The 23,637-nt window shown below is 61.3% G+C and carries 26 protein-coding genes; 13 read left to right on the top strand and 13 right to left on the bottom strand.

Translation table 11 applies throughout. The features are described from left to right. Window positions 1-60 precede the first annotated feature (60 nt). The 3 genes from HWX48_RS04230 to HWX48_RS04220 form a co-directional block, all read right to left on the bottom strand. Window positions 61-579 (bottom strand): PH domain-containing protein, encoded by a 519-nt coding sequence (locus tag HWX48_RS04230; RefSeq protein WP_175954923.1) that lies wholly within the window; start codon window positions 577-579, stop codon window positions 61-63. A 145-nt stretch (window positions 580-724) separates the two neighbouring features. Continuing rightward, window positions 725-1,324, bottom strand: a complete 600-nt coding sequence (locus HWX48_RS04225; protein ID WP_175954921.1) for a hypothetical protein — start codon at window positions 1,322-1,324, stop codon at window positions 725-727. Between the two features lie 85 nt (window positions 1,325-1,409). After that, the gene (locus tag HWX48_RS04220) at window positions 1,410-1,901 is read right to left on the bottom strand and encodes a GNAT family N-acetyltransferase (protein ID WP_175954919.1); all 492 of its coding nucleotides are present in this window, start codon (window positions 1,899-1,901) and stop codon (window positions 1,410-1,412) included. 347 nt (window positions 1,902-2,248) lie between these two features. On the opposite strand from HWX48_RS04220, the gene HWX48_RS04215 reads away from it, so the two are divergent. Then, window positions 2,249-3,835, top strand: a complete 1,587-nt coding sequence (locus HWX48_RS04215; protein WP_175954917.1) for an endonuclease/exonuclease/phosphatase family protein — start codon at window positions 2,249-2,251, stop codon at window positions 3,833-3,835. Window positions 3,836-4,003: 168 nt separating this feature from the next. Here HWX48_RS04215 and HWX48_RS04210 read toward each other — a convergent pair whose 3' ends face one another. The 5 genes from HWX48_RS04210 to HWX48_RS04190 form a co-directional block, all read right to left on the bottom strand. Further along, complete coding sequence (locus HWX48_RS04210; protein ID WP_175954915.1) at window positions 4,004-4,456, bottom strand: cytidine deaminase; 453 nt, start codon at window positions 4,454-4,456, stop codon at window positions 4,004-4,006. Between the two features lie 244 nt (window positions 4,457-4,700). Continuing rightward, window positions 4,701-6,041, bottom strand: a complete 1,341-nt coding sequence (locus HWX48_RS04205; RefSeq protein WP_175954913.1) for an alpha/beta hydrolase — start codon at window positions 6,039-6,041, stop codon at window positions 4,701-4,703. Next, a complete protein-coding gene (locus HWX48_RS04200) occupies window positions 6,038-6,763 on the bottom strand; it encodes a carbohydrate ABC transporter permease (protein ID WP_175954911.1) in 726 nt (241 codons plus the stop codon). The genes HWX48_RS04205 and HWX48_RS04200 overlap by 4 nt, the downstream gene beginning before the upstream one ends. 283 nt (window positions 6,764-7,046) lie before the next feature. Then, window positions 7,047-8,138 (bottom strand): ABC transporter substrate-binding protein, encoded by a 1,092-nt coding sequence (locus HWX48_RS04195; protein ID WP_254872961.1) that lies wholly within the window; start codon window positions 8,136-8,138, stop codon window positions 7,047-7,049. Beyond that, window positions 8,111-8,419: a hypothetical protein gene (locus tag HWX48_RS04190; protein WP_175954909.1), complete on the bottom strand. Its 309-nt coding sequence runs from the start codon at window positions 8,417-8,419 to the stop codon at window positions 8,111-8,113. The genes HWX48_RS04195 and HWX48_RS04190 overlap by 28 nt, the downstream gene beginning before the upstream one ends. Window positions 8,420-8,618: 199 nt before the next feature. Between HWX48_RS04190 and HWX48_RS04185 the strand changes: the two genes are divergently transcribed. The 3 genes from HWX48_RS04185 to HWX48_RS04175 all read left to right on the top strand — a co-directional run bounded on the left by HWX48_RS04185 (window position 8,619) and on the right by HWX48_RS04175 (window position 13,527). After that, window positions 8,619-9,647: a LacI family DNA-binding transcriptional regulator gene (locus tag HWX48_RS04185; RefSeq protein WP_175954907.1), complete on the top strand. Its 1,029-nt coding sequence runs from the start codon at window positions 8,619-8,621 to the stop codon at window positions 9,645-9,647. Window positions 9,648-9,663: 16 nt separating this feature from the next. Continuing rightward, a complete protein-coding gene (gene treS / locus HWX48_RS04180; RefSeq protein WP_175954905.1) occupies window positions 9,664-11,424 on the top strand; it encodes a maltose alpha-D-glucosyltransferase in 1,761 nt (586 codons plus the stop codon). A 69-nt stretch (window positions 11,425-11,493) separates the two neighbouring features. Continuing rightward, window positions 11,494-13,527 (top strand): phosphotransferase, encoded by a 2,034-nt coding sequence (locus HWX48_RS04175; RefSeq protein WP_254872952.1) that lies wholly within the window; start codon window positions 11,494-11,496, stop codon window positions 13,525-13,527. On the opposite strand, the gene HWX48_RS04170 is transcribed toward HWX48_RS04175, so the two are convergent. The 5 genes from HWX48_RS04170 to HWX48_RS04155 form a co-directional block, all read right to left on the bottom strand. After that, complete coding sequence (locus HWX48_RS04170) at window positions 13,524-13,694, bottom strand: hypothetical protein (RefSeq protein ID WP_175954904.1); 171 nt, start codon at window positions 13,692-13,694, stop codon at window positions 13,524-13,526. The genes HWX48_RS04175 and HWX48_RS04170 overlap by 4 nt on opposite strands. Then, a complete protein-coding gene (locus tag HWX48_RS04165) occupies window positions 13,691-14,938 on the bottom strand; it encodes an ATP-binding protein (RefSeq protein WP_175954902.1) in 1,248 nt (415 codons plus the stop codon). The genes HWX48_RS04170 and HWX48_RS04165 overlap by 4 nt, the downstream gene beginning before the upstream one ends. 113 nt (window positions 14,939-15,051) lie before the next feature. Next, a complete protein-coding gene (locus HWX48_RS11340) occupies window positions 15,052-15,174 on the bottom strand; it encodes a hypothetical protein (protein WP_303048062.1) in 123 nt (40 codons plus the stop codon). A 17-nt stretch (window positions 15,175-15,191) separates the two neighbouring features. Next, window positions 15,192-15,533: a nuclear transport factor 2 family protein gene (locus tag HWX48_RS04160; protein WP_175954900.1), complete on the bottom strand. Its 342-nt coding sequence runs from the start codon at window positions 15,531-15,533 to the stop codon at window positions 15,192-15,194. Window positions 15,534-15,716: 183 nt separating this feature from the next. Continuing rightward, window positions 15,717-16,508, bottom strand: a complete 792-nt coding sequence (locus HWX48_RS04155) for a helix-turn-helix domain-containing protein (RefSeq protein WP_175954898.1) — start codon at window positions 16,506-16,508, stop codon at window positions 15,717-15,719. A gap of 600 nt (window positions 16,509-17,108) precedes the next feature. On the opposite strand from HWX48_RS04155, the gene HWX48_RS04150 reads away from it, so the two are divergent. The 9 genes from HWX48_RS04150 to HWX48_RS04110 all read left to right on the top strand — a co-directional run bounded on the left by HWX48_RS04150 (window position 17,109) and on the right by HWX48_RS04110 (window position 23,535). Beyond that, on the top strand, window positions 17,109-17,465 hold the full coding sequence (locus HWX48_RS04150) for a helix-turn-helix domain-containing protein (protein ID WP_175954896.1): 357 nt from the start codon (window positions 17,109-17,111) through the stop codon (window positions 17,463-17,465). Next, window positions 17,462-19,213, top strand: a complete 1,752-nt coding sequence (locus tag HWX48_RS04145) for a phage/plasmid primase, P4 family (protein WP_175954894.1) — start codon at window positions 17,462-17,464, stop codon at window positions 19,211-19,213. Before HWX48_RS04150 ends, HWX48_RS04145 begins: the two co-directional genes overlap by 4 nt. 55 nt (window positions 19,214-19,268) lie before the next feature. Further along, entirely contained in the window at window positions 19,269-19,592 is a 324-nt protein-coding gene (locus HWX48_RS04140; protein ID WP_175954892.1) for a hypothetical protein, read from the top strand. 251 nt (window positions 19,593-19,843) lie between these two features. Then, window positions 19,844-20,134 (top strand): hypothetical protein, encoded by a 291-nt coding sequence (locus HWX48_RS04135; protein WP_175954890.1) that lies wholly within the window; start codon window positions 19,844-19,846, stop codon window positions 20,132-20,134. Next, window positions 20,131-21,414 (top strand): relaxase/mobilization nuclease domain-containing protein, encoded by a 1,284-nt coding sequence (locus tag HWX48_RS04130; protein ID WP_175954888.1) that lies wholly within the window; start codon window positions 20,131-20,133, stop codon window positions 21,412-21,414. Before HWX48_RS04135 ends, HWX48_RS04130 begins: the two co-directional genes overlap by 4 nt. After that, window positions 21,362-21,937: a hypothetical protein gene (locus HWX48_RS04125; RefSeq protein ID WP_175954886.1), complete on the top strand. Its 576-nt coding sequence runs from the start codon at window positions 21,362-21,364 to the stop codon at window positions 21,935-21,937. The genes HWX48_RS04130 and HWX48_RS04125 overlap by 53 nt, the downstream gene beginning before the upstream one ends. A 17-nt stretch (window positions 21,938-21,954) precedes the next feature. After that, window positions 21,955-22,149, top strand: a complete 195-nt coding sequence (locus HWX48_RS04120) for a hypothetical protein (protein ID WP_175954884.1) — start codon at window positions 21,955-21,957, stop codon at window positions 22,147-22,149. A 448-nt stretch (window positions 22,150-22,597) separates the two neighbouring features. Then, a complete protein-coding gene (locus HWX48_RS04115; RefSeq protein WP_175954882.1) occupies window positions 22,598-22,948 on the top strand; it encodes a helix-turn-helix transcriptional regulator in 351 nt (116 codons plus the stop codon). Beyond that, window positions 22,945-23,535 (top strand): cadmium resistance transporter, encoded by a 591-nt coding sequence (locus tag HWX48_RS04110; protein WP_175955046.1) that lies wholly within the window; start codon window positions 22,945-22,947, stop codon window positions 23,533-23,535. Before HWX48_RS04115 ends, HWX48_RS04110 begins: the two co-directional genes overlap by 4 nt. Window positions 23,536-23,637: the final 102 nt, after the last annotated feature.

The following is a 23,637-nucleotide window of genomic DNA, read 5'->3' as shown; positions in this document are numbered from 1 at the left end:
AACCGGTAGAAGCGCGAGTGGTCGGTTAGAAGCGACCACTCGCGCCAGGAGAAGACGGCGCTACTCTTCGCGCAGAAGTTCAGGCTCCCCATCGGCATCAGCATCGGCGAAGAGAATCTCTGTGATCTGCACATGCACCCTCTCAACGCGGGGAACATCGTGAAGAACGAGGGGCTCCTCGGCAGCAGTTTCGAGAATAAGCGTGCCGCACCCCAGGACACGGTCCAGAAGGTCACGCTCGTACTGAACGTTATTCACGCGTCGCAGCGGCAGGTCATGCCCACTTCTATTCACCACCCCGGCGCGCGTAATGATGCGCCGGTTGGTGATGGTGTAGGTCTGCATTCGCCATTTAAGGATCGGCCACAGCACCCACACGAGCATTGTTACAACCCAGATGACAGTAGCAGCGATAAGGCCATAGGGGTGCCAGTTCAATGGCTCAAGGTAATAGGCCCCACCTAATGCTGCGGTCAGGATAATTCCCAGGAGTATCCTGCCAAACACTGCCTTCATATGGGTGCGCAAGTGAAGGATGACATGTTCGCCTGCACCCAGGTGGCTCTGTGGGATGCCCATTGCAGACCTCCATATAGATGGGGAGAGACTCTCTTGGTATCAGCATAGCTACGGGGAATCATCAACATGCTCAGCTCCCCAGACTCAAAAATCCGCGAGTGGTCGGTTAGAAGCGACCACTCGCGGAAAAAGAAAAGAAGGTGGTTCAGGATCCCGCGAAGCTGAACTCGAACTCCACACCTGGATCTACCCCTCGAATAATTGAGGTATAGAAGTTCTTACATTGGTCTTCGAGAAGCTCTTTGTTGTCCTGAATGTGCTGGTCCTTCGCCTCATTATTGAGGATCTTCGTCACCGTTTGAGGAATATCAATCTCTGGCGTCAAGAAGCTAATCACGCCGTTATCCTCCACTGCTGTCTCGAAAGACACGTCAGAGTGTCCCAGGAAGGTGAACTCCGGTACCGAGATGCGGAACTTCTTGTCGGCAACTTTTTCAATGTCGACCTCAGCGCCGTCAACGCCCAGCATCGCCGAGTACTTGTATTTCAAGAAATGTGCCCGTCCACTTCCTGGCAGGGCTTGACCGAACACTTCAGTAGCGACCGTCTCCTCGGCAATCCCCTGGATTCCGAGGCGAAGCAGCACGACTTCCTCTTCACGGGAGATCGACTGGACGACTTTCTCATCCGACGAGCTTGCAAACACCGAGAAGACAGAGAAGTTCCCCAGCCAAGCGGCAAACCCCAACAACACTGCCAACAGCAGCATCAGAACGATAATGCCTGCCACAAGCCTCTTCACCATGTTCTCCCCCAATCACTCCTATATTTCTCTAAAATTCTCATACAATCTCAGGGTAAAATTGACTGAGACAAGCGCCAGAATTGTATCAGTTTGAACCTGCTTCCCAGAGCATCACACCCTCCGCCTCCCGCCCGGCAACGGCAACGAAGCCCTCGTCCTCGTACAGCATGCGAGCGTAGTTTCCCTCTTCCACGGATAGACTGATGCGCCTCACACCTCGCCGCAATGCTTCAGCTTTCATCACCCGCATCAGCGCTCGGCCGATCCCCTGACTGCGATAGCCGTCCCTCACCCACAGGCTCAGCTCTGGCGTCGCCTCGTCTACGTAGCCGTATCCGGGGTTCTCCGCGCCAAGGTACTGCGCCCACACGACGCCGACCGCCTCGCCGCCCTCGCCAAGCGCAACAACCCCGAAGTCGCCCCTCTCTTCGACGAGGGCGGCGTAGCGGGCGAAGTCAGGCTGATCTGTGACGTCTGCAGCGCTGAATCGGGGGCCGCACCAGTTGATATTTCCAAGGACAGCCTCGGCTAGGAGCGAACGATCCTGACCACTCGCGCAACGAAATAGAGTATCCATGCCGACCACTGTAGTGAGCCGCCACCGGGGGCGGGAAGGGCAGCGGCAACTGACGAGGTGAACGCGCAACCGGCGGCCCGCTGCCCTCCTTCGTTCCGCTCAGGGCTCCCTAGCCTCTTCCGCTCGTTTCCCAGTGCCGTTCCTCGTTTCCCAGCGCCTGCTTCAGCGCCACGCTAGACTTTCTGCGTGCGAATCTGAGCGTGACCAGCACAAACATGACGCTCTTCTGCGCGCAGCGATGGTGGCTGCCCTAGGCACCTCTCGGGTACTCTACTGTCGTTTCCCATCCTTACTGTGCGGCTCGTCCTCGAGCGTCCCTTTCCTGCTTACCCACAAAAGGACACCGCATGACGTTTCGTACTGTCGCGGCAGGCGGCGGCGTGGCAGCGCTCTGCCTGAGCCTGCTGACCGGCGCGCCGGCCCTCGCGTCGGATTCCTCGTCGGCTCCCATGACGGCCCCAATCACTGTCGCCACCTTCAACGCGAGCCTCAACCGCTCCCGCGAAGGAGAGCTCCTTGAGCACCTCGCCAACGGGGACAATGTCCAGGCGCAAAACGCAGCGGAAACCATCCAACGCATCAACGCCGACATCATCCTCATTAACGAGTTCGACTACGACACTGAGCACAAGGCCGCTGACCTCTTCCGGAAAAACTACCTTGAGGTCGGCCATAACGGCGCTCAGCCCATCACCTACCCCTACATGTGGACCGGCCCGGTGAACACGGGCGTCCCTTCAGGCTTTGACCTGGATAATGACGGGCAGATTAAGCCGGGGAACGACGCGTGGGGCTTTGGCATGTTCCCCGGCCAGTACGGGTTCGTCGTGTATTCGAAGTACCCGATCAAGGCTGAGCAGGTGCGGACCTTCCAGAATTTCTTGTGGAAGGATATGCCCGGCGCGGCGCTGCCGGTGAACGCGGATGGCTCCTCCTGGTATTCGGTAGAGGAGCTGGCCAAGTTCCCGCTCTCGTCCAAGACTCACGCCGACATCCCGGTGGATGTCAATGGAACGATCGTGCACGTTTTGGCTGCGCACCCCACTCCCCCTGCCTTTGACGGGCCCGAGATGCGCAATCAGAAACGCAATCATGATGAGATCCGTATGTGGGCGGACTACATTTCAGGGGCTGGCACCTATCTCTATGACGATAAGGGCGGGACTGGCACGCTGGCGCAGGATGCGAATTTTGTGATCCTGGGTGATTACAACGCTGATCCTTCTGATGGTAACTCTTATCAGCACGCCATTATGCAGCTGCTGGGCAACCCGCGTGTGCTCGACACTTTGCCCACTTCTGAGGGCGGCCCGCAAGAGCAGGCTCTGCAGGGCGAGGCCAACGCCACCCACAAGGGTGACCCGAAGTATGACACCGCTGATTTCAGTGATGGCCGCACCGGCAATCTGCGCGTGGACTACGTGCTTCCCAACCGCGGTGTCTTCGTGGAGGAGGCCCGCGTGTTCTGGCCGACTCGTGAGGATGAGCTCTTCCGTCTGACCGGCCTGGATAAGAATCCTCAGACGGGTGAGCGTCAGCCCTTCCCAACCTCGGACCACCGCGCGGTGTGGGTGCGGATGAGGTTCCCCGCGAGCGCGGATCAGACGGTGCCTCCAACCACGTCGCCGACGCCCCCTACTCCTCCGGCTCCCACTACTCCCCCGGCTCCTCCGGTGGCGCCGGGCCAGCCGACGCCTCCCGTGCAGCCGACGCCTCCAGCAACGGTTGTTCCTCCGAAGGCGGATGATGCTGCCTCCTCAAAGACAAAGACTCCTTCTGCTCCTCAGGGGAAGACTGCTGACGCTCCGTCGAAGAAGACTTCGGAGAAGTTGGCTGCCACTGGCGCTTCTGGCCTGACCTGGGTGCTTCTGGGCGGTGGCGTGCTTGTGCTGGTGGGCGTGCTGTTGGTGTTCCTGAAGCGTCGCGGCCAGTAGTGGCGTTTCGCGTTTGACGAGGCCGTTGCCGCTGGATAGTTCGGCGGTGATGGATCGTGAGGCGCGTTGAAGCAGTGTGGTGGAGCCGGAATTTTCCGGCTCCACCACATATTTTTTCCGCGAGTGGTCGGTTCTATGCGACCACTCGCGGTATTAGTGAGGAGGAGTTCAGCTCTCGGTGGTGACTGCAGTACTCACACGGTAGGCGCCTGGGAGTAGATCTGTAGCGAGGACGCTCACTGGCCCGTCCGGGCCGGGCAGGATCACGCGCAGGTGTGGGTAGTAGTCGATGAAGACTTGCCGATCCTTGCCACAGGGAGCGCATACTCCTCGTCCGTGGTTGCCAACGGCCACAATGTGAGTGACTTCGAAGGCACAGGCAGCACGGGCAGCGCCTAGTGCGACGAGTTCTGCGCATGGGCCGCCGGTGAAATGGTAGAGGTTGACACCGGTGAAGATGCGCCCGTCTGCGCTGCGAACAGCCGCACCCATCGTGTGAATGCCGTCCTCGTCAAGCTGGGTGGTGTCTGTGGCTGCGTCGATCATCTGCTGCGCGCTTTCAATGAGGGCTTCTTCTTCCTCATTGACGGGGCGTGCTGTTGGGTAGGGGGTTTCGGCCATGGAGTGGCCCTCCTTCTTATACGTCAAGTGGTCCGAGCAGCGGCCAGTTTGGTGGCCAGATTGGGGATCGGTGCCAGGCTCTGGATCAGGTTCTTGAGCACGTTCAGGGGTTGAGTCTACCCGGCAGGTCCGGTGGTGGAGTGAAAGACAGTTGGCTGTCCCTACCCCGTATGCCCGTGGCCAGCGTTTTCCGCGAGTGGTCGGTTCTATGCGACCACTCGCGGAAAAATGGGGGCGGGCGGGGCTAGCGTGTTTGCATCCTACGCACCGCCGCGCAGACATCATCATGCCAAGCTTGGGAAACCGGCTCGATACCTGCCAGCCCTGATGAGCCGTGCAAGGCTCCCAAGTGACGGGTGCCAGTGACGCTCACTCCCGCCACTCGCATGAGGCGCGCCAACTCCTCCCCTGCATCGCGCAGCGGATCGTACTCGGCGGTCATGACGTGAGTGGGCGGCATCCCAGCAAAAGACGTGGCCAGCACGGGGGAGAGCAGTGGGTTGTCCAAAGGTTCAGCCCCCGCATACATGCGGTACATCGCTGGAAGCTCCTCCAAGCCGTTCAGCGCGGCGTGCTTGCCAACCCACAGTGCCTCGTTCCGCATGTCTCCAATCGGCACCTCAAGGACGAGGCCGGCCGCGTTCTTCCTCCCCTGCCCCGCAGCGCGCAGGCAGGTCGCCATCGCGATGGAGGCTCCCGCGGATATCCCATCAATGACGAGCGTTGACGCATCCACCCTCAGTTCCTGGGCGTGAACGTGGATCCACGCGACGGCCTCGTCAATATCGTCGAGGGCGGCGGGGAAGGTGGCCTCGGGCGACAGGCGGTAGTCGACGCTGACGACAAGCGCCCCCAGGTCGAGGGCCCGCCGCGCAACGAGGACGCGGTCGAGGGTTGCCCCCGCGCTTCCCTGCCAGAATCCACCGCCGTGGTTGTAGAGCAGGACTGGCCGCAGGTTCGGGTTCTCGTCTGCAGATTCTTCAGTTTGGCGAGGTTTCCGCCGTGGTTGGCACAGCAGGAGGGGTACTCCGCTGGTGGTGGTGTGTTCCTCCCAGTCGAGGCCGTCGGGCATGCCTGGGTTGATGCGGGCAAAGATTCGTTCGCTGATGGCGTGCTGGTGTGCGCGTTGGAGGGGGATGGGCGCGGCGGGGTCGAGGGGCGTGCTTTCTTCTCTGCAGGCGAGGATCCACGCGCGGGTGGCCTCGTTGAGTTGGGTGCTGAGCTCCGGCTCATCCGGGCTGGCCCGCAGAACTTCCCCACCTTCTTCCCCCAGCACATTGTGACCACTCGCGGAGTATGGACTGGTCAGCGGCAGGTGTGTGGTTGATTGGGCGCTCTGGGCATCACGGCCCTGGTGAGCAGGAAGGTCCTTTTCCCCTTCCCTCGGCACATTGTGACCACTCGCGGAGTGTGGGCTGGTCAGCGGGGTGGTGTCGGAGGCGACGCCTACGTGGCCGGTTTCTACGTGGCCACTACCAGCAGCTCCAGCAGGTCCCGAGCCAGCACCTCCAGCAGGTCCCGAGCCAGCACCTCCAGCAGGTCCCGAGCCGGCACCTCCCGTACCACCGATACCTTCTCCGCTCACGATTTCACGGCTCCTGCGGTCAGGCCGCGTACGAAGTAGCGTTGCAGGGCGAAGAAGACGATGATCGGCACGATCATGAGGATGAAGGCCGCTGCCGTGAGCACTTCCCAGCCTTCGCCGCGCGAGTTCAGCAGGGAGGACACGGCCACGGTCAGGGGCGCAACGTCGGGGGCTCCGCCAAGGAAGATCAATGAGACGAGCAGGTCATTCCACACCCACATGAATTGGAAGACGCCGACGGCTGCGAGCGCCGGAGCGGCTAGGGGGATGCCGATCTTCCAGAAGGATTGCAGGTCGGTGGCGCCGTCGATGGAGGCCCAGGGGACGGATTTGACGGCGGCGGAGAGGATGACGGAGGCCAGGCCGACGCTCATCCACAGGCCGATGAAGATGAGTGCGCCGTTGACGGTGGTTTTGTCGGCTAGCCAGGCGATGGGGTCAACCGAGGGGAGCAGGCCGGTGAGTAGCGCGTTGACCGTTCCTGTTTGGGGCAGGCCGGGCGGCTCGTAGGCGTACATGAAGCTCCAGATGACGCCTGCGCCGACGAAGGAGATCGCGGTGGGGAGGACGACGATGGTGCGGACGAGTTTTTCGTAGCCGACGCGGTCTGAGAGTGTGGCGACGACGAGGCCGATGGCGGTGACGAATACGGTGTAGACGAAGATCCACAGGAGGTTGTTGCGTACCGCGATGAGGGTTTCGGAGCGGGTGAAGATGTCCACGTAGTTGGCGAGGGCGACGAAGGCTTCTCCCCTGGCGTCTTTGAAGGAGAGGATGATGGTGGAGACGAGGGGGTAGACGAGGGTGAGGGTGAGCAGGACGAGGGCGGGGGCGAGCCAGAGGGCGACGCGGATGGTGCGTCCGCCGCTGGTGCCTGCTTTTTGAGGAGGGCTTCACCGGCGAGGAGGTAGAGGAGGATCCCGATAGGGATTGACACGCCGGCGATGAGGGCGGTGAGCAGTGGCGACATCCGTCAAGACCTTTCTTCAGTGCGGGGCGGGTCAATCAGCGATTCGTGAGGCGAATCTTTTCGAGGTCGGCAAGGATGGTGTCGAGTTGGGTGGGGTCGTCGACGTATTCGAGTGTGGCGGCCCAGAATGCTTCGTTTTCTGCCGAGGGCATGGTGTCAGAGGCGTCGAAGAAGACACCTGTGGATTCCTTGATGATCTGGGCTTGGGCGAGGCGGTCGGGGCTGGGGAAGGCATCGTCGGCTACGGCGCTGTTGGTGGGGAGCCAGAGGCCGGTTTGGGCGACGAGGTTTTGCGCTTCGGGGGAGGCCATGTATTCCATGAAGGCGCGCACTTCGGGGCTGTCTTTGAAGGCGGCGAGGATATTGCCGGAGATTTCGATGAGGCCTTCGTTTTCTGGCTTGACGGGTGGGGCGATGAAGAAGTCAATGGTTTTTCCTACTTCGATGCCTTCCACGCGGGTGGAGACGGTGGCGGGCAGCCAGTCTGCTTGCATGGCGAGGGAGCAGCGGGGCGGGTCTGACCACATGGGGAGCAGGCCCTTGATGAAGTTGGTGGAGATGGCGGCAACGGGTCCGCCGTTGACCATGTCTTCGTTGGCGGCGACAGCTCCGAAGGTTTCCCACGCGGTTTTCATTTCCTGGGAGGTCCAGGAGATTTCATCGCGGGTCCATTTGTCGTAGGCGTCTGCGCCTGCGCTGGTGAGGAAGAGTTCTTCGATCCAGCCGGTGGCGGGCCAGCCTGATGCTGAGCCTGATTCGAGGGCGATGCACCAGGGGGTGTGGCCTTCTTTGGCTGTGGCGGTGGTCCAGGCGGTCAGTTCTGCCCAGGTTTTAGGGTCGGTGGGGCCGTCGTAGTGAGAGGGGTTGTAGTAGACGAGGCCCTTGAGCACTGAGGCGTGCATGAGCGCGTAGGGCGTGGAGTCTTTTTTGACAATGTCGAGGACGGAGTCGGGGTAGTGGGTGAGCGCTTCTGCGCTGACGAGGTCGGTGAGGGGGAGGACGTCACCGTTGGCGACGAGTTCGGTGAGTTGGCCAACTTGGGCTGAGGTGACGATGTCGGGTGGGTTGTTGCCGTCGACGCGGGTTTGGAGGACGGAGTTCATGTCGCGGGTGGATTCGAAGGCGATTTCAATGCCGGTCGCGTCGACGAATGGCTGGTAGAGGCTCTTGTAGCGGTCGAGTTCTTCACCGCCGAGGGATCCCAGGATCGTGAGTTGTCCGGAGAGGTTTTTCCTTCTGCGATGGCTGCGGCTTTGTCGTAGGCGGGCTGGTAGAAGGGGCTTTCTTTAATGGTGGATTGGACGGATTCTGCGGCTTCAGCGTTTTCGGTGGTGGCTGGTGCGCAGGCGGTGAGGGTGAGGATGAGGGCGAGGGCTGTAGCCGGGAGGATGTGGGTGGACTTGTTCATTTCGATTCCCTTCGTCCTTGAAGTCGAATGAAAGTGCATCGCAGAAAGCGCTAATTTAGATTCTTGCCCTCTTTTCCTGTTATCTCAACCGATAGCCAGAAACAATTCGGTAACTACTTTCGGAAAGCACTTTCCATCGGTAGGCTGGAGCCACAAGCCGCCGACGTAATGACGCGTCGCCATCACCAATGGAGGTTCCGTGAGTAAAAGTTCCCTCAGCAGAGGCTCCACAGGCAACGGCGCGCGTCCCACGATCTACGATGTCGCCGACAAAGCAGGGGTCTCCATTTCCACCGTCTCCAAGACTCTCAACACCCCTCATCGCGTTGCCGAGGCCACCCGCCGCCGCGTCCTTGAAGCCATCCAAGCCACGGGCTTCCGACCTCGTTCTGATGCATCCCGACGCGCCACCAAAGCCCTACGCTCTATCGGCGTCATTGCTCCTTTTTCCACTCACCAGTCCTTCTCGGAGCGCCTTAACGGCATCTTGCGCGAGTGCACTGCCAAAGGCATTGATGTCACTGTCTTTGACGCAATTTCCAATGAGGAGTCCTCCTCCGTTTTAGAGACTCTGCCCGCCCTGGACACGGTCGATGGGCTCATCATTATGGGGATCGAGTTTTCTGACCACGTCGCCCAAGCACTCCTTGCCCACCTGCCCACCGTCCTCGTCGACACCACCCACGAGGGATTCCCCTCGCTCACCATTGATGATGAGATCGGTGGCGTGATTGCCGGCCGCCATTTGGCTGAAAATGAGCGCGAGAGACTTGCTTACATCGGTATGGCGCAGTCTCGCCCCGACTTTGATTCCGCCTCCCTTAAACGTGAACGCGGTTTCACTAAAGCCCTCCGGATAAACGGAGTGGAGCTGCCCGACGACCACATCCTGATTGTGGGAAAGGAAGTCTCGGAGGCTCTGGCCGACATTGAAGCCTTCCTGTCTGCGGGTAGTTTCGATGGGATCTTTGCCGCTACCGACCGTATTGCCACCACCTGCCTGACCGCCGCCACCAACCTCGGTATTCGCGTCCCTGATGAGCTGGCCATTATTGGCTTCGATGACGCTCCCTTCGCTGAATTAATTGGCCTGACCACCGTCCATCAGCCCCTACGTGCCACCGGTGAGTGGGCGGTACGTTCCCTCGTTTCTCGCTTCGAGTCCCCCGATACTGTCGTTCCCTCCCTGACCCTCCCCGTCACCCTCATCCGCCGCGCAACGGCCTAAGCCTGAAAGGCAGACGATGATCCCCGGCATTCCTGCTCTCCCCTACTCCGCGCACAGCAGCGAACGCACCGGCTGCACCCCTGACACGGAGTGGTTCCGCACGGCGGTGTTTTACGAGGTCCTCCTGCGTGCTTACGCCGATTCCAATGGCGATGGTTTTGGCGACTTCCCGGGCCTGTCCTCACGCCTGGACTACCTGGCGTGGCTCGGGGTTGATGCCATCTGGATCCCACCCTTCTACCCCTCGCCCCTGCGTGATGGCGGCTACGACATTGCCGACTACACGGCGGTTGACCCGCGCTATGGCACACTGGACGACTTCGACGCCCTCGTTGAGGCAGCCCACGCCCGCGGAATTCGCGTGGTCATTGACCTGGTGCTCAACCACACCTCCGACGCCCACCCGTGGTTCCAGGCCTCCCGTACCGACCCCGATGGGCCCTACGGCAACTTCTACGTGTGGGCCGATGACGATAGGGGCTACGACCAGACGCGCATCATCTTTGTTGACACGGAGGATTCCAACTGGAGCTTTGACGAGGTGCGCGGCCAGTACTACTGGCATCGTTTCTTCTCCCACCAGCCTGACCTCAACTATGACGAGCCAGCCGTGTTTGAAGCCGTCGCTGACCTCATTCGTTTTTGGGCCGAACGCGGAGTTGACGGTTTCCGCCTCGACGCCATCCCCTACCTCATTGAGCGTGAGGGCACGAATTGTGAAAACCTGCCGGGCACCCATGACATTATTGCCCGCATTCGCGCCCTCCTTGACGCCGAGTATCCCGGTGTCATCACCATTGCTGAGGCCAACCAGATGCCCGAGGAGGTGGTGGAGTTCTTCGGCACTGAGGAGCGTCCCGAATGCACCATGTGCTTCCACTTCCCCATCATGCCGCGCATCTACCTGTCACTTCGGGAGGGATCGCCTCGTTCCATCCGCCAGGTCCTAGCTGAAACGCCCTCGATTCCTGCCCACGGCCAGTGGGGCACCTTCTTACGCAACCACGATGAGTTGACGTTGGAGATGGTCAGTGACGAGGAGCGCGCCCTCATGTACGGCTGGTATGCGCCTGAGCCTCGTATGCGCGCCAATGTCGGCATCCGCCGCCGCCTGGCCTCCCTCTTGGGGGATTCGCGGGCGGAGATTGAGCTCGCCCACGCGCTGCTGTTGTCCTTGCCGGGCTCGCCTTGCCTGTACTACGGCGATGAGGTGTTGATGGGTGAGAATATCTGGCTGGCGGATCGTGATGCTGTGCGCACCCCCATGCAGTGGGATTCGAGTGCGAATATGGGTTTTTCTGCTGTGAGCGACGCTTCACGCCTGAGCTTGCCGCTGATCGAGGCCGAGGGGTATGCGCAGCGCAATGTCGCCGACGCCCTAGCTGATCCTGCCTCTTTCTTGCACACCCTGCGTGGCATGTTGGCTGTGCGCCGTCAGCATCCTGTGCTCGGTACGGGCGATTTTGAGTTGATCGATGCTGGGGATGAGCGCATACTGGCCTACCTGCGCCGGGGGAAGGATAGTGGCACTGATGCTGACGCTGCTGCTGGCAGGCCCGCTGGGGAGGTGCTGGTGTGCGTGGCGAACCTTGCTGACGAGGCCGTCGCTGGCCGCCTGAGTGTGGGTGAGTGGGATGCGTCCGCAGTGCGCCCCCTCCTTTCTGTTGGCGAAGGCGCCCGCGCGGTGTCGAGTAGCCTCGGCGAGGACGGCGCGCTGGAGATTGCACTGCCTGCCAGGGGCTTCCAGTGGTTTGCCGTTGAGCGGGCCTTGGCCTGAGCGAGGCAACCTGGCCCCCTGAGAATGCCATTGTCGTCAAGAAGCCACCATCATGAGCAAGGAAGCGTCATGACCCTGCAGTCACACACCCCTCCAGTTGGGGAGTCCTCTCCTCGTCCTGGCGTCTTGGCGCTTCCCTCCTCAGGGGCCGACTCTTCTCGGCATGGCTCCTCGGTGCCTCCTTCCTCAGGGCCTGGCCCTTCGCCCGCGAAGCTCCGCTGGCCCAGCGACACTGAGCTTTTGGCCGCCCTCGGGCCGTGGATGTATGAGCGCCGCTGGTTCCCCCTGAAAGGTTCAGGCGTGCCTTCACCCGAGGCTCTGAGCATCGTTGCCGATGTAGAGCTGGCTCCGGGCGTGCGCGATCTGCTCATTGCCGTGGCCCGGCCGCAGGCAGACGAACAGGGTGGACGGGAAGGAGAGGAAGCACAGGGCGGACGGGAAGCACAGGGCGTACAGGAGACTCAGGAAGCGCAGCGAGGACAGGCAGGACAAAGCGATCGGGGCGAAAAGGACGCTTCTGCGCCCGTCCTCGTCCATGTTCCCCTCGTCCTTGACGCCCCTGGCACGTTCTCCAGCTTTGCTGCGCCCGGCGAGCCAGCCGCAGCAGCCGGATTCACTCTCCCCTCTCCCCCACCCGCGGATGCCTCTGCCCCACCTGTGAACGCTTCTGCTCCCCCGATGGACGCTTCTGCTCCCCCGGCGGACGCTTCTGACCGACCTGTGGGCGCCTCCGCACCGCCGGCGAAAGTCTGCGCTTCGGCCGAGGTCGGTCGCGGCGTCGCCCTCGTCGATGGCGCCCACCACCCCGCGTTCTGGGCGGCGTGGGCCCAGGCCGCGCGACTCTCTGGCAGCGTGCTCGACGAGGCCGACGCGCGGGCCATCGGTGAGCGCAGCGGTGCGGCACGGGTGATGACCGGCGAGCAGTCGAATACGAATGTCGTCATGCGAGCGCCTGCCAATGCCGCGACGCCCGACCTGGTGGTCAAGCTCTTCCGCGTGCTCTCGCCAGGGCCCAATCCTGATGTGGAACTCTCCTTGGCGCTCGCGGCCCAAGGATGGGATCGGGTGCGCAAGCCGGTGGCGTGGTCAACGCTGTCGTGGGTGGATGCCTCCTCTGGCAAGGAGGTGAGCGCTCATTCGGCGGTGGCCTGCACCTTTATCCCCGAGGCGCATGACGGTTTTGAGCTCTTCTGCGCCCTGGCAGCCCAGGACGCGGCTGAAAGCAAGGCTGATTGCGGGTGCCCAGGCGCGGATGCGCCCAACGCTGTCCACGCGGATACTCGCCAGGCCAATGGGGCAGGCGCGTGTGCGACTGAGGGGGCAGATGCTCCTAACACTCCGGGAACAGCTCGTCGCCGCGCCATTGCGCTTGCTCGCGATTTGGGGGCGACCACTGCTCAGATGCACTCGATTCTTGCCCTGGCCTGCGGCGAGCATGAGCCTGCGTCTCCCACGCACTTCGTCGCTTCCCTACGCCAGCGCGCCGCATGGGCACTGGAAGAGGTGCCCGACCTGCGACAACGAATTATCGGCATTGAGGGCAAGATTGCCCGAGTCTATGCCCGCCTGGAGGCCTGCGACCGCCTGGAGCCCGCAACACGGATTCACGGCGACTACCACCTGGGCCAGGTGCTGCGGGAAAAGATCCCCGGTAGTGAGGCAGGCTCCATGGGGGATTCTGGCCGATGGTTCGTCCTCGATTTCGAGGGAGAACCATTGCGACCACTCGCGCAAAGGCTGCTGCCTGATCAGCCGATGCGGGACGTGGCCGGGATGCTCAGGTCCTTTGACTATGCGGCTGCAGTGGGTGTCCCTGTCCCCGATGCCGCCGAGAAAGAGCGTCATGGGCACGCTTGGCTCTCCGATGTTCGTCGTGCGTTTCTGGAGGGCTACGAAGTCGAACGGCCAGGTATGTCCTCTGAGAACACGACTCCCGGCGGAGGTGACGGCAGTGCTTCGTTGACCACTGTGGCACAGCGGAGGGCCGCCCTCATCGATGCTCTCGAATTGGACAAGGCCCTGTATGAGGTGGTCTACGAGGCGCGTAATCGCCCTGACTGGTTGGAAATTCCCCTGCGTGGGATCGAGGCGCTCCTCGCTTAGGCTCGCGGGGCGGCCTCGACCGCCCATTTCGCGCGCGGCCCCATGAGGAATTCCCACTCGCGGCGGATCAGGCCGTCCTCGAACTCGAAGATGTCGAGGGAGCGGTTGTCGTCCTCGTCAATCAACAAGGTGGCGACGATATTGACGCTGGTGGATTCGCGATTCACGCGCCAAGCAGAGCAAGAGGCACAACGACCACTCCGTCAGCCCGACGATAAGCAACCTGTCCGGTATTGATGACGACAAGGTTGACCACTCGATCCGGGATCTGCTCACGAAGCCACAGCAGATGACGCACGTCCGAATCAGTTACCTCAGCGGAAAGCTTGACTTCAATGGCGAGCACTTGACCTTCGGGCCCCTCAACGATCAAATCCACCTCTCGCTCTCCACCATTCGTGCGCAGGTGACTCACGCGAGCCTCCGCAGCCTGAGCGGCGACACGCACGCTCAGGGAAACGAGCGATTCGAACAATGGTCCGAGCATATGCGCGCCAGCTGCTCCGATGAGGCTTCTCTCCGTCATCCCTAACAATCGCGCTGCCAGAGCTGGATCAGCAAGCTGATGCTTCGGGGCTTGTTGGAGTCGTTTGAGGGAATTATTGGCGGGCAACCAACCGGGCACTGGGTCAAGCAGCCATAGTCGCGTGAGATGGTCTCGATAAGCAACGGTCGTCGCTTTGGCTGGCTGACTTCCGTCCCCACCCGTTGTGGAATCAAGAATCTTTGAATACGCCGTCGTGGTTGATGATGCTGCGGCGTAGGCAGCCATCCATCGGCGCAGCGTTTCCGGACGTCGGACCTCAAAACCGTGATCAGGAAGCTCTCTGTCGATGACGCGTTCCAGGTAAGAGTCGAGCATCATGCGACGAACGCGGGAAGCAGCAGACATAATCCCGGGAAAACCGCTGGAAACTATGGATTCAACATAGTTCTCCAGCACACAATCAGTCGCACCTGAAACTGCTGACTCCCCCTCTAATAACGCGGCCAAGGAAACCGATGGCGCCGCTACGCCGCGCTCATAAAGAGCCATGGGACGCATACGAAGGGAAAGAATGCGACCGGCACCCGTGTGGGTGCCCGCTGCATGATGCGGGGTAGCCGATCCTGTCAGGAGGAAACGTCCAGATGGCGCGCCCTCGTCAACTTTCCGACGGACTGCGTCCCACACCTGCGGCACATGCTGCCATTCATCAATGAGCAAAAGACCTTCTGGCGCCGTTGATAGCGCAAAGTCAGCTTTGACGACATCTCTTTGAGCAGGATCATCAAGTTTCCAGGTGAAGTCTGCTCGACGGGATGCAGTGCCTGTCTTTCCAACGCCTTTGGGCCCATCAAGAGCGATTGCGGGGACATGAGGCAGCAATTCGTCAAGCTCACGGTCAACCGTACGTTCCAAGTAGGCCATGTCCCAACAGTAGCACTACTAGCCCATTTACAGATGCTCTACTAGCCTATTTGCAGATGATCTACTGGTCTATTTTCCGATGTTCCACAGGCCTGTTTTCCGATGACATGACTTCAACAGGGCATCATCTGCAGCGCAGGGAGTTCGATCGAGTCACGGTGGCGTAGCGCGGCCTCGCTCAGCGCCTTCCCACCCAGCACCTTCACGCTCAGCGCCTTCCCACCCAGCACCTTCACGCTCAGCGCCTTCCCACTCAGCGCCAGCCTTCACCAGGACCCATAAGGAATTCCCACTCTCGGCGGATCAACCCATCCCCGAACTCGAAGATGTCGAGGGAACGGTTGCCGTCCTCGTCAATCAACAAGGTGGCGACGATATTGACGCTGGTGGATTCGAGCACTTGGTGCGTGCGGAAGGTGACGGAGGAGTTCGCGTACGCCCGCGTGATGAGCTCCATGTAGGCCTCGCGGCCGTGGATGGTATTGCCGTGGAGTGTCCATTCGACCTCGGGGTGGAGGAATTCCACGTAGCGCTCCCAATCACGCTGGTTTTCGGCCTCGAAGAAAGCCTCAAGGGTGTCGCGCAGTGCGGTCATGTTTCCTGTCCTCCTCGTCGCTCAGTCTGCCATCTAGTTGGCTGCACCCTCATTATCGCCATGGTGCGCACGGAGGGGAATCGGTGATGTTCCCCATTGACGATTCGTGTGGGTTTCCCGATTGGCGAGGGCGACGTGAATGGACGCTTTCACGGGCGAAGCACAGCGAGTGGGGCGCCGAGGTCAGTGCACGACGGCGAGTTCGAGGAGGATCTGCCCGTCCCGGTGGCGATAGATCTGCCGAATCTCCCCCTGAGGGTCAGTCCCAGCAGTGAGTAGAGCGATCAGTTCCGGCGAGGCCGGGACGAAATCTTCATGTTGAGAGGGAGCCTCCGCAGCGCTCACAAATGTTTCCTCGTGTTCTGGGTCGACGCCTACAGTTAGCGAAAACCCAGCGTCATAGTCGATGGGAATCTCTTCGCAGGGCAGGCTCTGCACTGGAATCGCCCACGTCATTGCCACCTGCCCGGCGTCAGCCTGCATGAAGCTCAGCCACCAATAGTCGAGGGGCACACACCCGGCGTCGTGGACGGCCTGAAGAAGTCCGGCGAAGGCCTCGTTAAGCGATTCTTCGATGTCTCCCGTCAGGGAGAGCGTGCAGCGGAGCGAGACGATCTTCTGTTCTGGAACTGTTCTGACCGCGGTGGAGGGCAGTTCCGTGTAGCCGCGGAGGAGGTCCTGAACGGTGCGGGCAATGGCGTCCTCGGCTTCGCGTTGTTTTGCGCGTTCATGGAGGAAGGTTTCTACTGCCTGAGGTGCTCCATTGTCGAGGGCTTCCCGAATTGCGGGAAGGCCCATTCCCAGGGCTCGTAGGGCGCTGATAGTGGCGGCATCGCGCGCTTGTTCTGCCGCGTAATAGCGGTAGCCGGTGACGGGGTCTGTCGTTTGCGGTTCGAGGAGCCCAATCGAGTCATAATGGCGCAGTGCCTTCACACTCAGCCCAGTAAGCTGAGCAAAAAGCCCAATGGTGAACATAGTCAGAGCCCTTTCTCACGTTGACGGTGACGCGTGTCCGACCATTCTGAGGGTTCCTGTAGGAGGAGGGTCAAGGGGAAGCGAGGTGCTACTTCAGAGCGCGGAGCGATTCATGGGCGGCAATGCCCACAGAGGGCTCATCTGCCTTATCCACTCCGTGCCTCAGGAAAAAAGACCGGGGGCGCGCCCTCCGGCGCGCCCCCAACCTTCACATACACGGCAAATCAGACATTAAACCTGAACTCGACCGCATTACGCATGTAACGAACGTCATAGCCTCAGAGATAGCAGCGGCAGCGAGGGCTTGCCGTGATTTGCAGAGGTGTGCTAGGCTCGGAACAATCCTTCTGGCCGAGCCCAACAAGGGTAGGCACGGCGTGATATCTCCATGCCGCGAAGGTGAGCCTGGACCGGCGTGAGATTGGCCGGTTGAGGGTCCTCCGCGACCCTCACATCGCTCTCGACGGGATGAGCGGTGCCGATGAGATGAGCCGCACCCACCGTGGGCAGGAACCTCTCCCGTGCGAGGTTCAACAGGGGTTTCCTAGCGTTCACGCAGGTGACAAGCCTCTTTCCTACTCAGGGAAAGGGGCATTTTTCATGTCCTCCGCAACCAGGCTTTCCGAGCTGGGTACAGACTCGGATCGCACGCTCTCCTCAGCCGAGGCCGCCGAGTTCCTCGGGGTGAACCCCAAGACGCTGAACAACTGGCGCTCGCAGGGGCGCGGGCCCTCCTACGTGAAGTATGCGGGTGCCATTGACGGTCTCGGTCGTCAACGAGGCACCGTCGGCTATTGTCTCGGCGATTTGCGGGCCTACGTCGAGGCCCACCGCGTGAGCACGCCGAGCTTCGATGAGTCAGTTTCCCGTCACATCTCGGCCCTCGTTGATGCCGCTCCGCGCCTCAGCGACGAGCAGATCGCGCGCCTGCGTTTCGCCCTTGGGGGTGCAGCATGAGCAACACAAATGAAGACCCCCGCATCCAGGGGGACACGGGGGCCGATCAGTTCAATCACGAGCCTACCATTGAAGATGACGCCATTGAAAGCCTGATGTTCCTCATCGACAAGGGCGCGTTCATCACCCCGAGCGAGTTCTACTCCCTCATCTCCAAGACGGTGATCCGCTGGGCAAACGACAGGGGCCTCACAGGCCGTAACCGTGGTCGACAGATGGACCGCAAGGCGTTCGATCTGATCCGCAACCTCCTCGCCATCATCAAGGCAAACAAGGGCAGCTGCGTCGTCAAGAGCGCGCCAGAGAATCTGCCGCCGTTTATGCTCGCGCAGTTCATCGCCGCCGAGCATCGTGTGGTGCTCGTCGGCGAGGAGACGGATGAGGTCGCCAAGATGCCGCTCATGAGATATCACGCATCGGGTCGCTTCGAGGGCACGTACCGGGAGATCACCGAGCGCGAGGGTGTACGCGAGCTTCTGAGTTCGTACACGAAGACGGCGAACACGTATCTCGTGAACGAGGTGTACGCGCATCTACGTTCGTTCGCGCCGATGGTCAGCGAGTGCACTGAGCCTCACCTTGTCCCGGTGGACAACGGCATCTATAACGTTGAGACTCGCACGCTTGAAGCGTTCTCGCCGGATCGCGTGTACCTCACGAAGTGCATGACCGCCTACAACCCGAGCGCCGTATCTCCGACACGAACGTTGAAGGACGGGTCACAGTGGGAGTTCAATACTTGGCTGGCCGATCTGTTCACGGGAGACATGGAACGGGTCGCGCTCGTCTGGCAGACGATCACGGCGGCTCTTCGAGTCCACAAGAACTACGACAAGGCCGTGTGCTTCTACTCGTCCAAGGGCGAGGGCGGCAAGGGCACGCTGCTCGTGCTCCTCAAGGAGCTCGTCGGTGCTGGCAATTGGGCGTCCGTGCCCCTCAAGAAGTTCTCTGACCGCTTCGGTACCGAGCCGCTCTTCGGTAAGTCTGCGGTTTTCACCGACGAGAATTCGGTGAGCGTCTTCACCGAGACTGCGAGCGACTTGAAGCAGTACATCACGCATGAGGTCATCACGATCGACCGTAGGAATCAGCGTGCCGTCCAGTGGCGTCCACGTGGGGTCATGGTGCAGTGCTTGAACGATCTTCCTGAGTTCGCCGATAAGACCGATTCGCTCTGGCGGCGGTTCGCGTTCCTGCCCTTCGACAAGTGCTTCACCGGAGCCCGTGACTCGTCCATCAAGGACAAGTTCATGCGTGACCCTGAGGTGCTTGAGTACGTCCTCAAGGTCGCGCTGGAGCTGCCCGACTTCGACGACTTCATCGTCGGAGCGAAGGCCGTCGAGCTCGGTGAAGACGTCAAGCTCAACAACGACCCGGTTCGTGCTTGGTGGGTTGAGAACTCGCACCGCTTGATGTCCTCTCTCTTGCCGGTCGAGTTCTTGTTCGCGACCTACGTCGCTTGGTTTAAGCAGACGAACCCTTCAGGCCGACTGATCTCGTACCGCAAGTTCCGTGACCGTCTGAAAGTCATCCTCGACGGTGAGACGGCACCTGCGTTCCGCCTCATGGATCGCAACGAGAACCCGGTCGCCTGGACTCAGTACTGGAGCGATGAACCACTTGCCAAGGAGTACGGCTACGCGTTGGGCGTCGAGTGGGGAGACATGTCCGCTGGGTACCCGCGCTTCTTTGAGAACCGCCCTCGGGGTCGTGGCCTCGTTCGTCTTCAGCCGATCACCACCATCTAGCCCTCACGCCGGGTCGGCACCGGCACTCAGTTTCCGTGACGAAAGGAAGAGAACCATGTCGAATCTCGATAAGGAGATCGCAGACGCTCTGGCGAAGGTCGAGCGCCTTCGCAAGAAGAAGCGCCTCGCCGAGGAGAAGGAGCGTGCTCGTTTCGCCGAGGCGATCATGAGCGCCCTCGATGAGATCGAGGATGCTGACTCGGTGAGCGTTCGTGCTCTGGTCGATCGAGCACGTGCGATGCTCGACGAACAGAACGCGAAGCGTAAGCGCGCAGCCGCCAAGGCTGCGGCGTCGCGCCGTGAGGCGGCACGCCGTGAGGCGGCACGCGAAGCGCCGAACGAGGCCGTTCCTCAGCCCGGTTGGGGTGAGGAACGATGACGAATCCCGATGCGAGCGTGTGGGGGGAGTCCAGAGGGGGGCGTAGCCGCCCCTCTGGCCAGCACGATGAGGCGTCAGCCGAATCGTCTGCTGGCCGACCTGTGTCACACCCTCAAAGGACGACTCAGAATGAGTCGAAAGATGGTGTGCCACGGGTCCAGCCGGAGGTCAACACCGCTGCATCGTCCCCGGTGGGGGCAATGCACGGTGGGGACCGGAGGATCGCGAGCCGACAGGCTCGTGAGTCGCGTGTGACTGTCAGGTTCTCCGAAGGAGAAGCTGCACAGCTCGCCCGCGTTGCTCAGCGCTACCGTCTCCCTGAGTCGGGAGCGATTAGGGCCGCCATCGACATGCTCGATGGCGCGCCTCCGCCCCGCGTTGTTGACCGCGACGTGCTTCGTCTCGTCGCGGCGGTCAACGCTGTGGGCGTCAACATTAATCAGCTCACCCGTCAAGGGTGGGCTGGTATTAAGCCGGAGCTTGGCGATCTGCGTGATGCGACGGCTCGGCTCCTCGCGTTAGCGAAGGAGATGAGTGAATGAGTATCACGAAGCAAACGACGACGGTGAGAGCAGCCGCTGCGATCATGTATGCCCATTACGGGAGGCCCGCGAACGTGAAGCAGTCGCGTGCTGCGGCGTGGCGGTCTGACTTCCGTTCTCCCTATGACGCAATCACGAAGATCGAGTCGATGCTCAAGGGCACGGGTCGTAAGAATCAAGCCTTGATGGTGATCCAGTCGTTCTCGGCTGCTGAGCTCGACCCGAACGATCCAGCAACGCCACAGATCGTCGCTGACGCCGCTTATGCGTTGGCGAAGGAGGTAGCCCCCAACAGCCCGTGTGACGTTGTTGTGCACCTCGACAGCGACGGTGGGAACCCTCACGCGCACATCACCATCGCGAACGTCGATCTCGTAACGGGCAAGGCGGCGAGAGAGAACGGCCTTGCTCATTGGGTGCTCAAGAAGGCCAACGACAAAGTGATGCGCGAGATGGGCTTGCAGGTTCTTGAACCTGCTGCCCTCGCTCACGATGTGAACAGATCACGTTCCCGTGAGAGCGCTCAGGGGCTCACCGTCGACGAACTCAACAAGAACACGTGGAGAGAGTTCCTCGCGGATCGTGTCGATGAGGCGCTCCTCGATCCTCGCTCAGTGGACTTCGAGAGCCTGCGCGCAGTCGCTCGCGAGCACGGCGTCTCGATCGAGAAGAAGACGCGTAGGAAGAGCGAGGCCGAGGGACGAGACCCGAGCGTGACCTATGCCCTCGTCGATGACAACGACGAGGTGCGCAGGTTCGGCAGATCGAAAGCGGCGTGCACCGCGCGCAAGCTCGGTGCGGACTACTCGTGGAGCTCGCTCCACAACACGATGAACGAACGCATCATGCGAGAACGGGAGATGGAAGATGTCCAGAGCCTTGCAAAAGATGGAGAGCAGCTCGACGCCGCCCTCGCAGACCTCCGAGCAGCTGAGGAAGATCGAGGAGCTGCTCCTCGCCCTCATCGAGTCGCAAGCGAGCCTGAGCAAGCGACTGACGAGCGTCGAGCAGGAGATGATCACGCGCACGAACGCGTTGAAATCGTCGATGCAGACCTCGGAGGTCTCGCTGCCCGACTCGTTGACGAACGACGTCAACGAGATCAAGAAGACGCTCAACAAGCAGAGCGCGACGCTGAGCACGCTCGGCGAGACCGTGAGCGACAGGCGCGTCGTGAAGCAGAGCGACGGGTCCACAGTGAGCGCGTCGGATCTGGAGGCGTTCAGGATGATGAAGACGCTCGAAGCGTCTCATCAGACGATGGCCCGAGCCTTGGGTGAGCTCACTGCCCAGGTGAAAGCCAAAAGCCGCGTCACGCTCAACGAGGAGAAGGTCGCTGCCTACATGTCTCGGCGGGTCGAGGAGCACTTCCAGAAGGGCGTCCAGGAGCCAGTGCAGGCCCTCAGGCGCGATCTCCAAGGGTTCCGTGAGGAGATGAGTGCTCTGGGCTCTGAGAGGCTCTCTGAGACCCGCGTAGCCGTCGATGAGTCGCTGAGCGAGCTCAACGAGGCCCGCAGAAACATCGAGGCGATCGAGCGCCGGGTGACTTTTGTCGGGATCTCGCGGCTCGCGCTTGCAGTGCTGCCGCTGTTCGCCTCGCTGCTCCTCGTCGGTGGCCTCGTGTGGGGGCTGGGCACCATGTTCGGGATTGGACCGCTCTTCAGCTGGGCCTGGGCGTCGTTCTCTGCTGCCTTGCTGTGGTGGGCGAAGGCGCTGATTGCGGTCGGAACCCTCGGTGGAGCTGGGCTGTTTGTGTGGCTCGTGCTGAGGGTGAGTCAGTGGATCTATGACGAGCTGCGATGAGGAAGGAGGTGAGGACGATGATCCAGCCAATGATGGGAAAGGGCCTCACGATCGGAAGGCCTAAGGCACCCGAAGAGCGCGCAAAGCGAGCCGAGCGCCTCGACGGCAGGATCCGGGAACGCGAGAGCGTCGTTGATTATCAGCGCCGAATGATCGGCCAGATTGAGTCCCTGGACTGGGGCTCGGAGGGCGATGATGAGCCCGAGCTGTGAGGAGGAGACAAGTGAGGAGGAGACAAGAAAGACCCCGGTCACCGATGAGGTGACCGGGGTCTTTCTTTGGCCATTGATGGCCCAGTAATGGCCCAGTAATGGCCCGGAGGACCTCAGGGACAACGAAGGCCCAAAGTGGGGCCGATGTGGGGCATGAAAACGCCAGATGGGATCTGCGCTAGCGGGCGGTCAATGAGGGCCATTTTTAATGCCCGATAGAGGGTCCGTCTTGAGACCTTCATTGACCGGGCGACCGGGGTCAGGCTCAGGGCTCAGCAGGCCACTCCATGACCATCCTCAAGGACCGCATCCGCACCCGCGCCCACCGAGAACTCCTCACCAAAGACCGCAACAACTAGGGGCAGAGAAGAAGATGCGTGGCTGGGCCCCCCACCTCGCGCCAGGGCTCACCCATCAACACGTCAGCTGATGCTGTACTATTTAGCACATGCTGACCATTGCTTCGCGTCTTGACGCCCTGAACCGCATCGGACGGGCCCTGGCTGACCCCACCAGAGCGCGCATCCTGTTGAGCCTGCTGGATGCGCCCTCGTATCCCGCCGAACTCGCCCAGAGTCTGGACCTGACCCGGTCGAACGTGTCGAACCATCTGGCCTGCCTGCGTGACTGCGGCATTGTTGTGGCCGAGATGCAGGGGCGCAAGGTCCGCTACGACATCGCCGATCATCACCTGCGCGACGCTCTCACTTCGCTGGTCGAGGTGACACTGGCCGTGAACGACGCCGCACCCTGTCTCGATCCGGCCTGCAGCAATAGCGCCTGCCAGGAGGTCCGCTGATGTTGGCCACCATGATCCAAGCCGTCGGCCTGTTCGTCGCGACCAACATCGACGACGTCATCGTGTTGTCGCTGTTCTTCGCTCGTGGCGCTGGCCGCGCAGGAACCACGCGACGCATCGTCGTGGGTCAGTACCTGGGATTCCTGGGCATCCTTGGCGCGGCTCTCCTGACTACTTGGGGCGCGAGCCTGGCCCTGCCGGAATCCGCCATCCCTTACTTCGGTCTGATCCCCCTGCTCTTGGGGCTTCGCGCCGCATGGGAGGCATGGCAGGGCGAGGACGATGACGAGCTCGATGACCGCAAGAAGGTCGCGCCGTTGACCGTCGCGGCTGTGACCTTCGCCAATGGCGGGGACAACATCGGTGTCTACGTCCCCGTCTTCCTCAGTGTCAGTCCAGCCAGCATCCTGACCTACTGCGCAGTCTTCCTGCTGTTCGTCGCAGTCCTCGTGGCCATTGCGAAGTTCGTGTCCACCCGGCCGGGTATCGACGAGGTCCTCGAGAAGTCCGAACACATCCTGTTCCCACTCGTCCTGATCATCTTGGGCGTCATGATCCTTGTCCAAGGAGGCGCTTTTGGCCTGTGATCTCAGTCGGACGGCGCCCGGACCTGCTCAGTTTTCAGGCATCGATTCCTGCTCACTTTTCGGCCGTCGTTGACAGCGGATGATCGCGAGGATGACGGGCCC

The organism is Schaalia sp. Marseille-Q2122 (assembly GCF_903645355.1).
Classification (GTDB): Bacteria; Actinomycetota; Actinomycetes; order Actinomycetales; family Actinomycetaceae; genus Pauljensenia.
This window is presented reverse-complemented; position numbering and strand designations above follow the sequence as displayed.

Coding starts and splice junctions, on each gene's coding strand:
- HWX48_RS04165 (WP_175954902.1), bottom strand. CDS start 14,938: ATGGCCTACTTGGAACGTACGGTTGACCGTGAGCTTGACGAATTGCTG.
- HWX48_RS04125 (WP_175954886.1), top strand. CDS start 21,362: ATGATGAAGACGCTCGAAGCGTCTCATCAGACGATGGCCCGAGCCTTG.
- HWX48_RS04225 (WP_175954921.1), bottom strand. CDS start 1,324: ATGGTGAAGAGGCTTGTGGCAGGCATTATCGTTCTGATGCTGCTGTTG.
- HWX48_RS04115 (WP_175954882.1), top strand. CDS start 22,598: ATGCTGACCATTGCTTCGCGTCTTGACGCCCTGAACCGCATCGGACGG.
- HWX48_RS04130 (WP_175954888.1), top strand. CDS start 20,131: ATGAGTATCACGAAGCAAACGACGACGGTGAGAGCAGCCGCTGCGATC.
- treS (WP_175954905.1), top strand. CDS start 9,664: ATGATCCCCGGCATTCCTGCTCTCCCCTACTCCGCGCACAGCAGCGAA.
- HWX48_RS04160 (WP_175954900.1), bottom strand. CDS start 15,533: ATGACCGCACTGCGCGACACCCTTGAGGCTTTCTTCGAGGCCGAAAAC.
- HWX48_RS04230 (WP_175954923.1), bottom strand. CDS start 579: ATGGGCATCCCACAGAGCCACCTGGGTGCAGGCGAACATGTCATCCTT.
- HWX48_RS04190 (WP_175954909.1), bottom strand. CDS start 8,419: ATGAACAAGTCCACCCACATCCTCCCGGCTACAGCCCTCGCCCTCATC.
- HWX48_RS04155 (WP_175954898.1), bottom strand. CDS start 16,508: ATGTTCACCATTGGGCTTTTTGCTCAGCTTACTGGGCTGAGTGTGAAG.
- HWX48_RS04140 (WP_175954892.1), top strand. CDS start 19,269: ATGTCGAATCTCGATAAGGAGATCGCAGACGCTCTGGCGAAGGTCGAG.
- HWX48_RS04175 (WP_254872952.1), top strand. CDS start 11,494: ATGACCCTGCAGTCACACACCCCTCCAGTTGGGGAGTCCTCTCCTCGT.
- HWX48_RS04220 (WP_175954919.1), bottom strand. CDS start 1,901: ATGGATACTCTATTTCGTTGCGCGAGTGGTCAGGATCGTTCGCTCCTA.
- HWX48_RS04210 (WP_175954915.1), bottom strand. CDS start 4,456: ATGGCCGAAACCCCCTACCCAACAGCACGCCCCGTCAATGAGGAAGAA.
- HWX48_RS04150 (WP_175954896.1), top strand. CDS start 17,109: ATGTCCTCCGCAACCAGGCTTTCCGAGCTGGGTACAGACTCGGATCGC.
- HWX48_RS04215 (WP_175954917.1), top strand. CDS start 2,249: ATGACGTTTCGTACTGTCGCGGCAGGCGGCGGCGTGGCAGCGCTCTGC.
- HWX48_RS04145 (WP_175954894.1), top strand. CDS start 17,462: ATGAGCAACACAAATGAAGACCCCCGCATCCAGGGGGACACGGGGGCC.
- HWX48_RS04120 (WP_175954884.1), top strand. CDS start 21,955: ATGATCCAGCCAATGATGGGAAAGGGCCTCACGATCGGAAGGCCTAAG.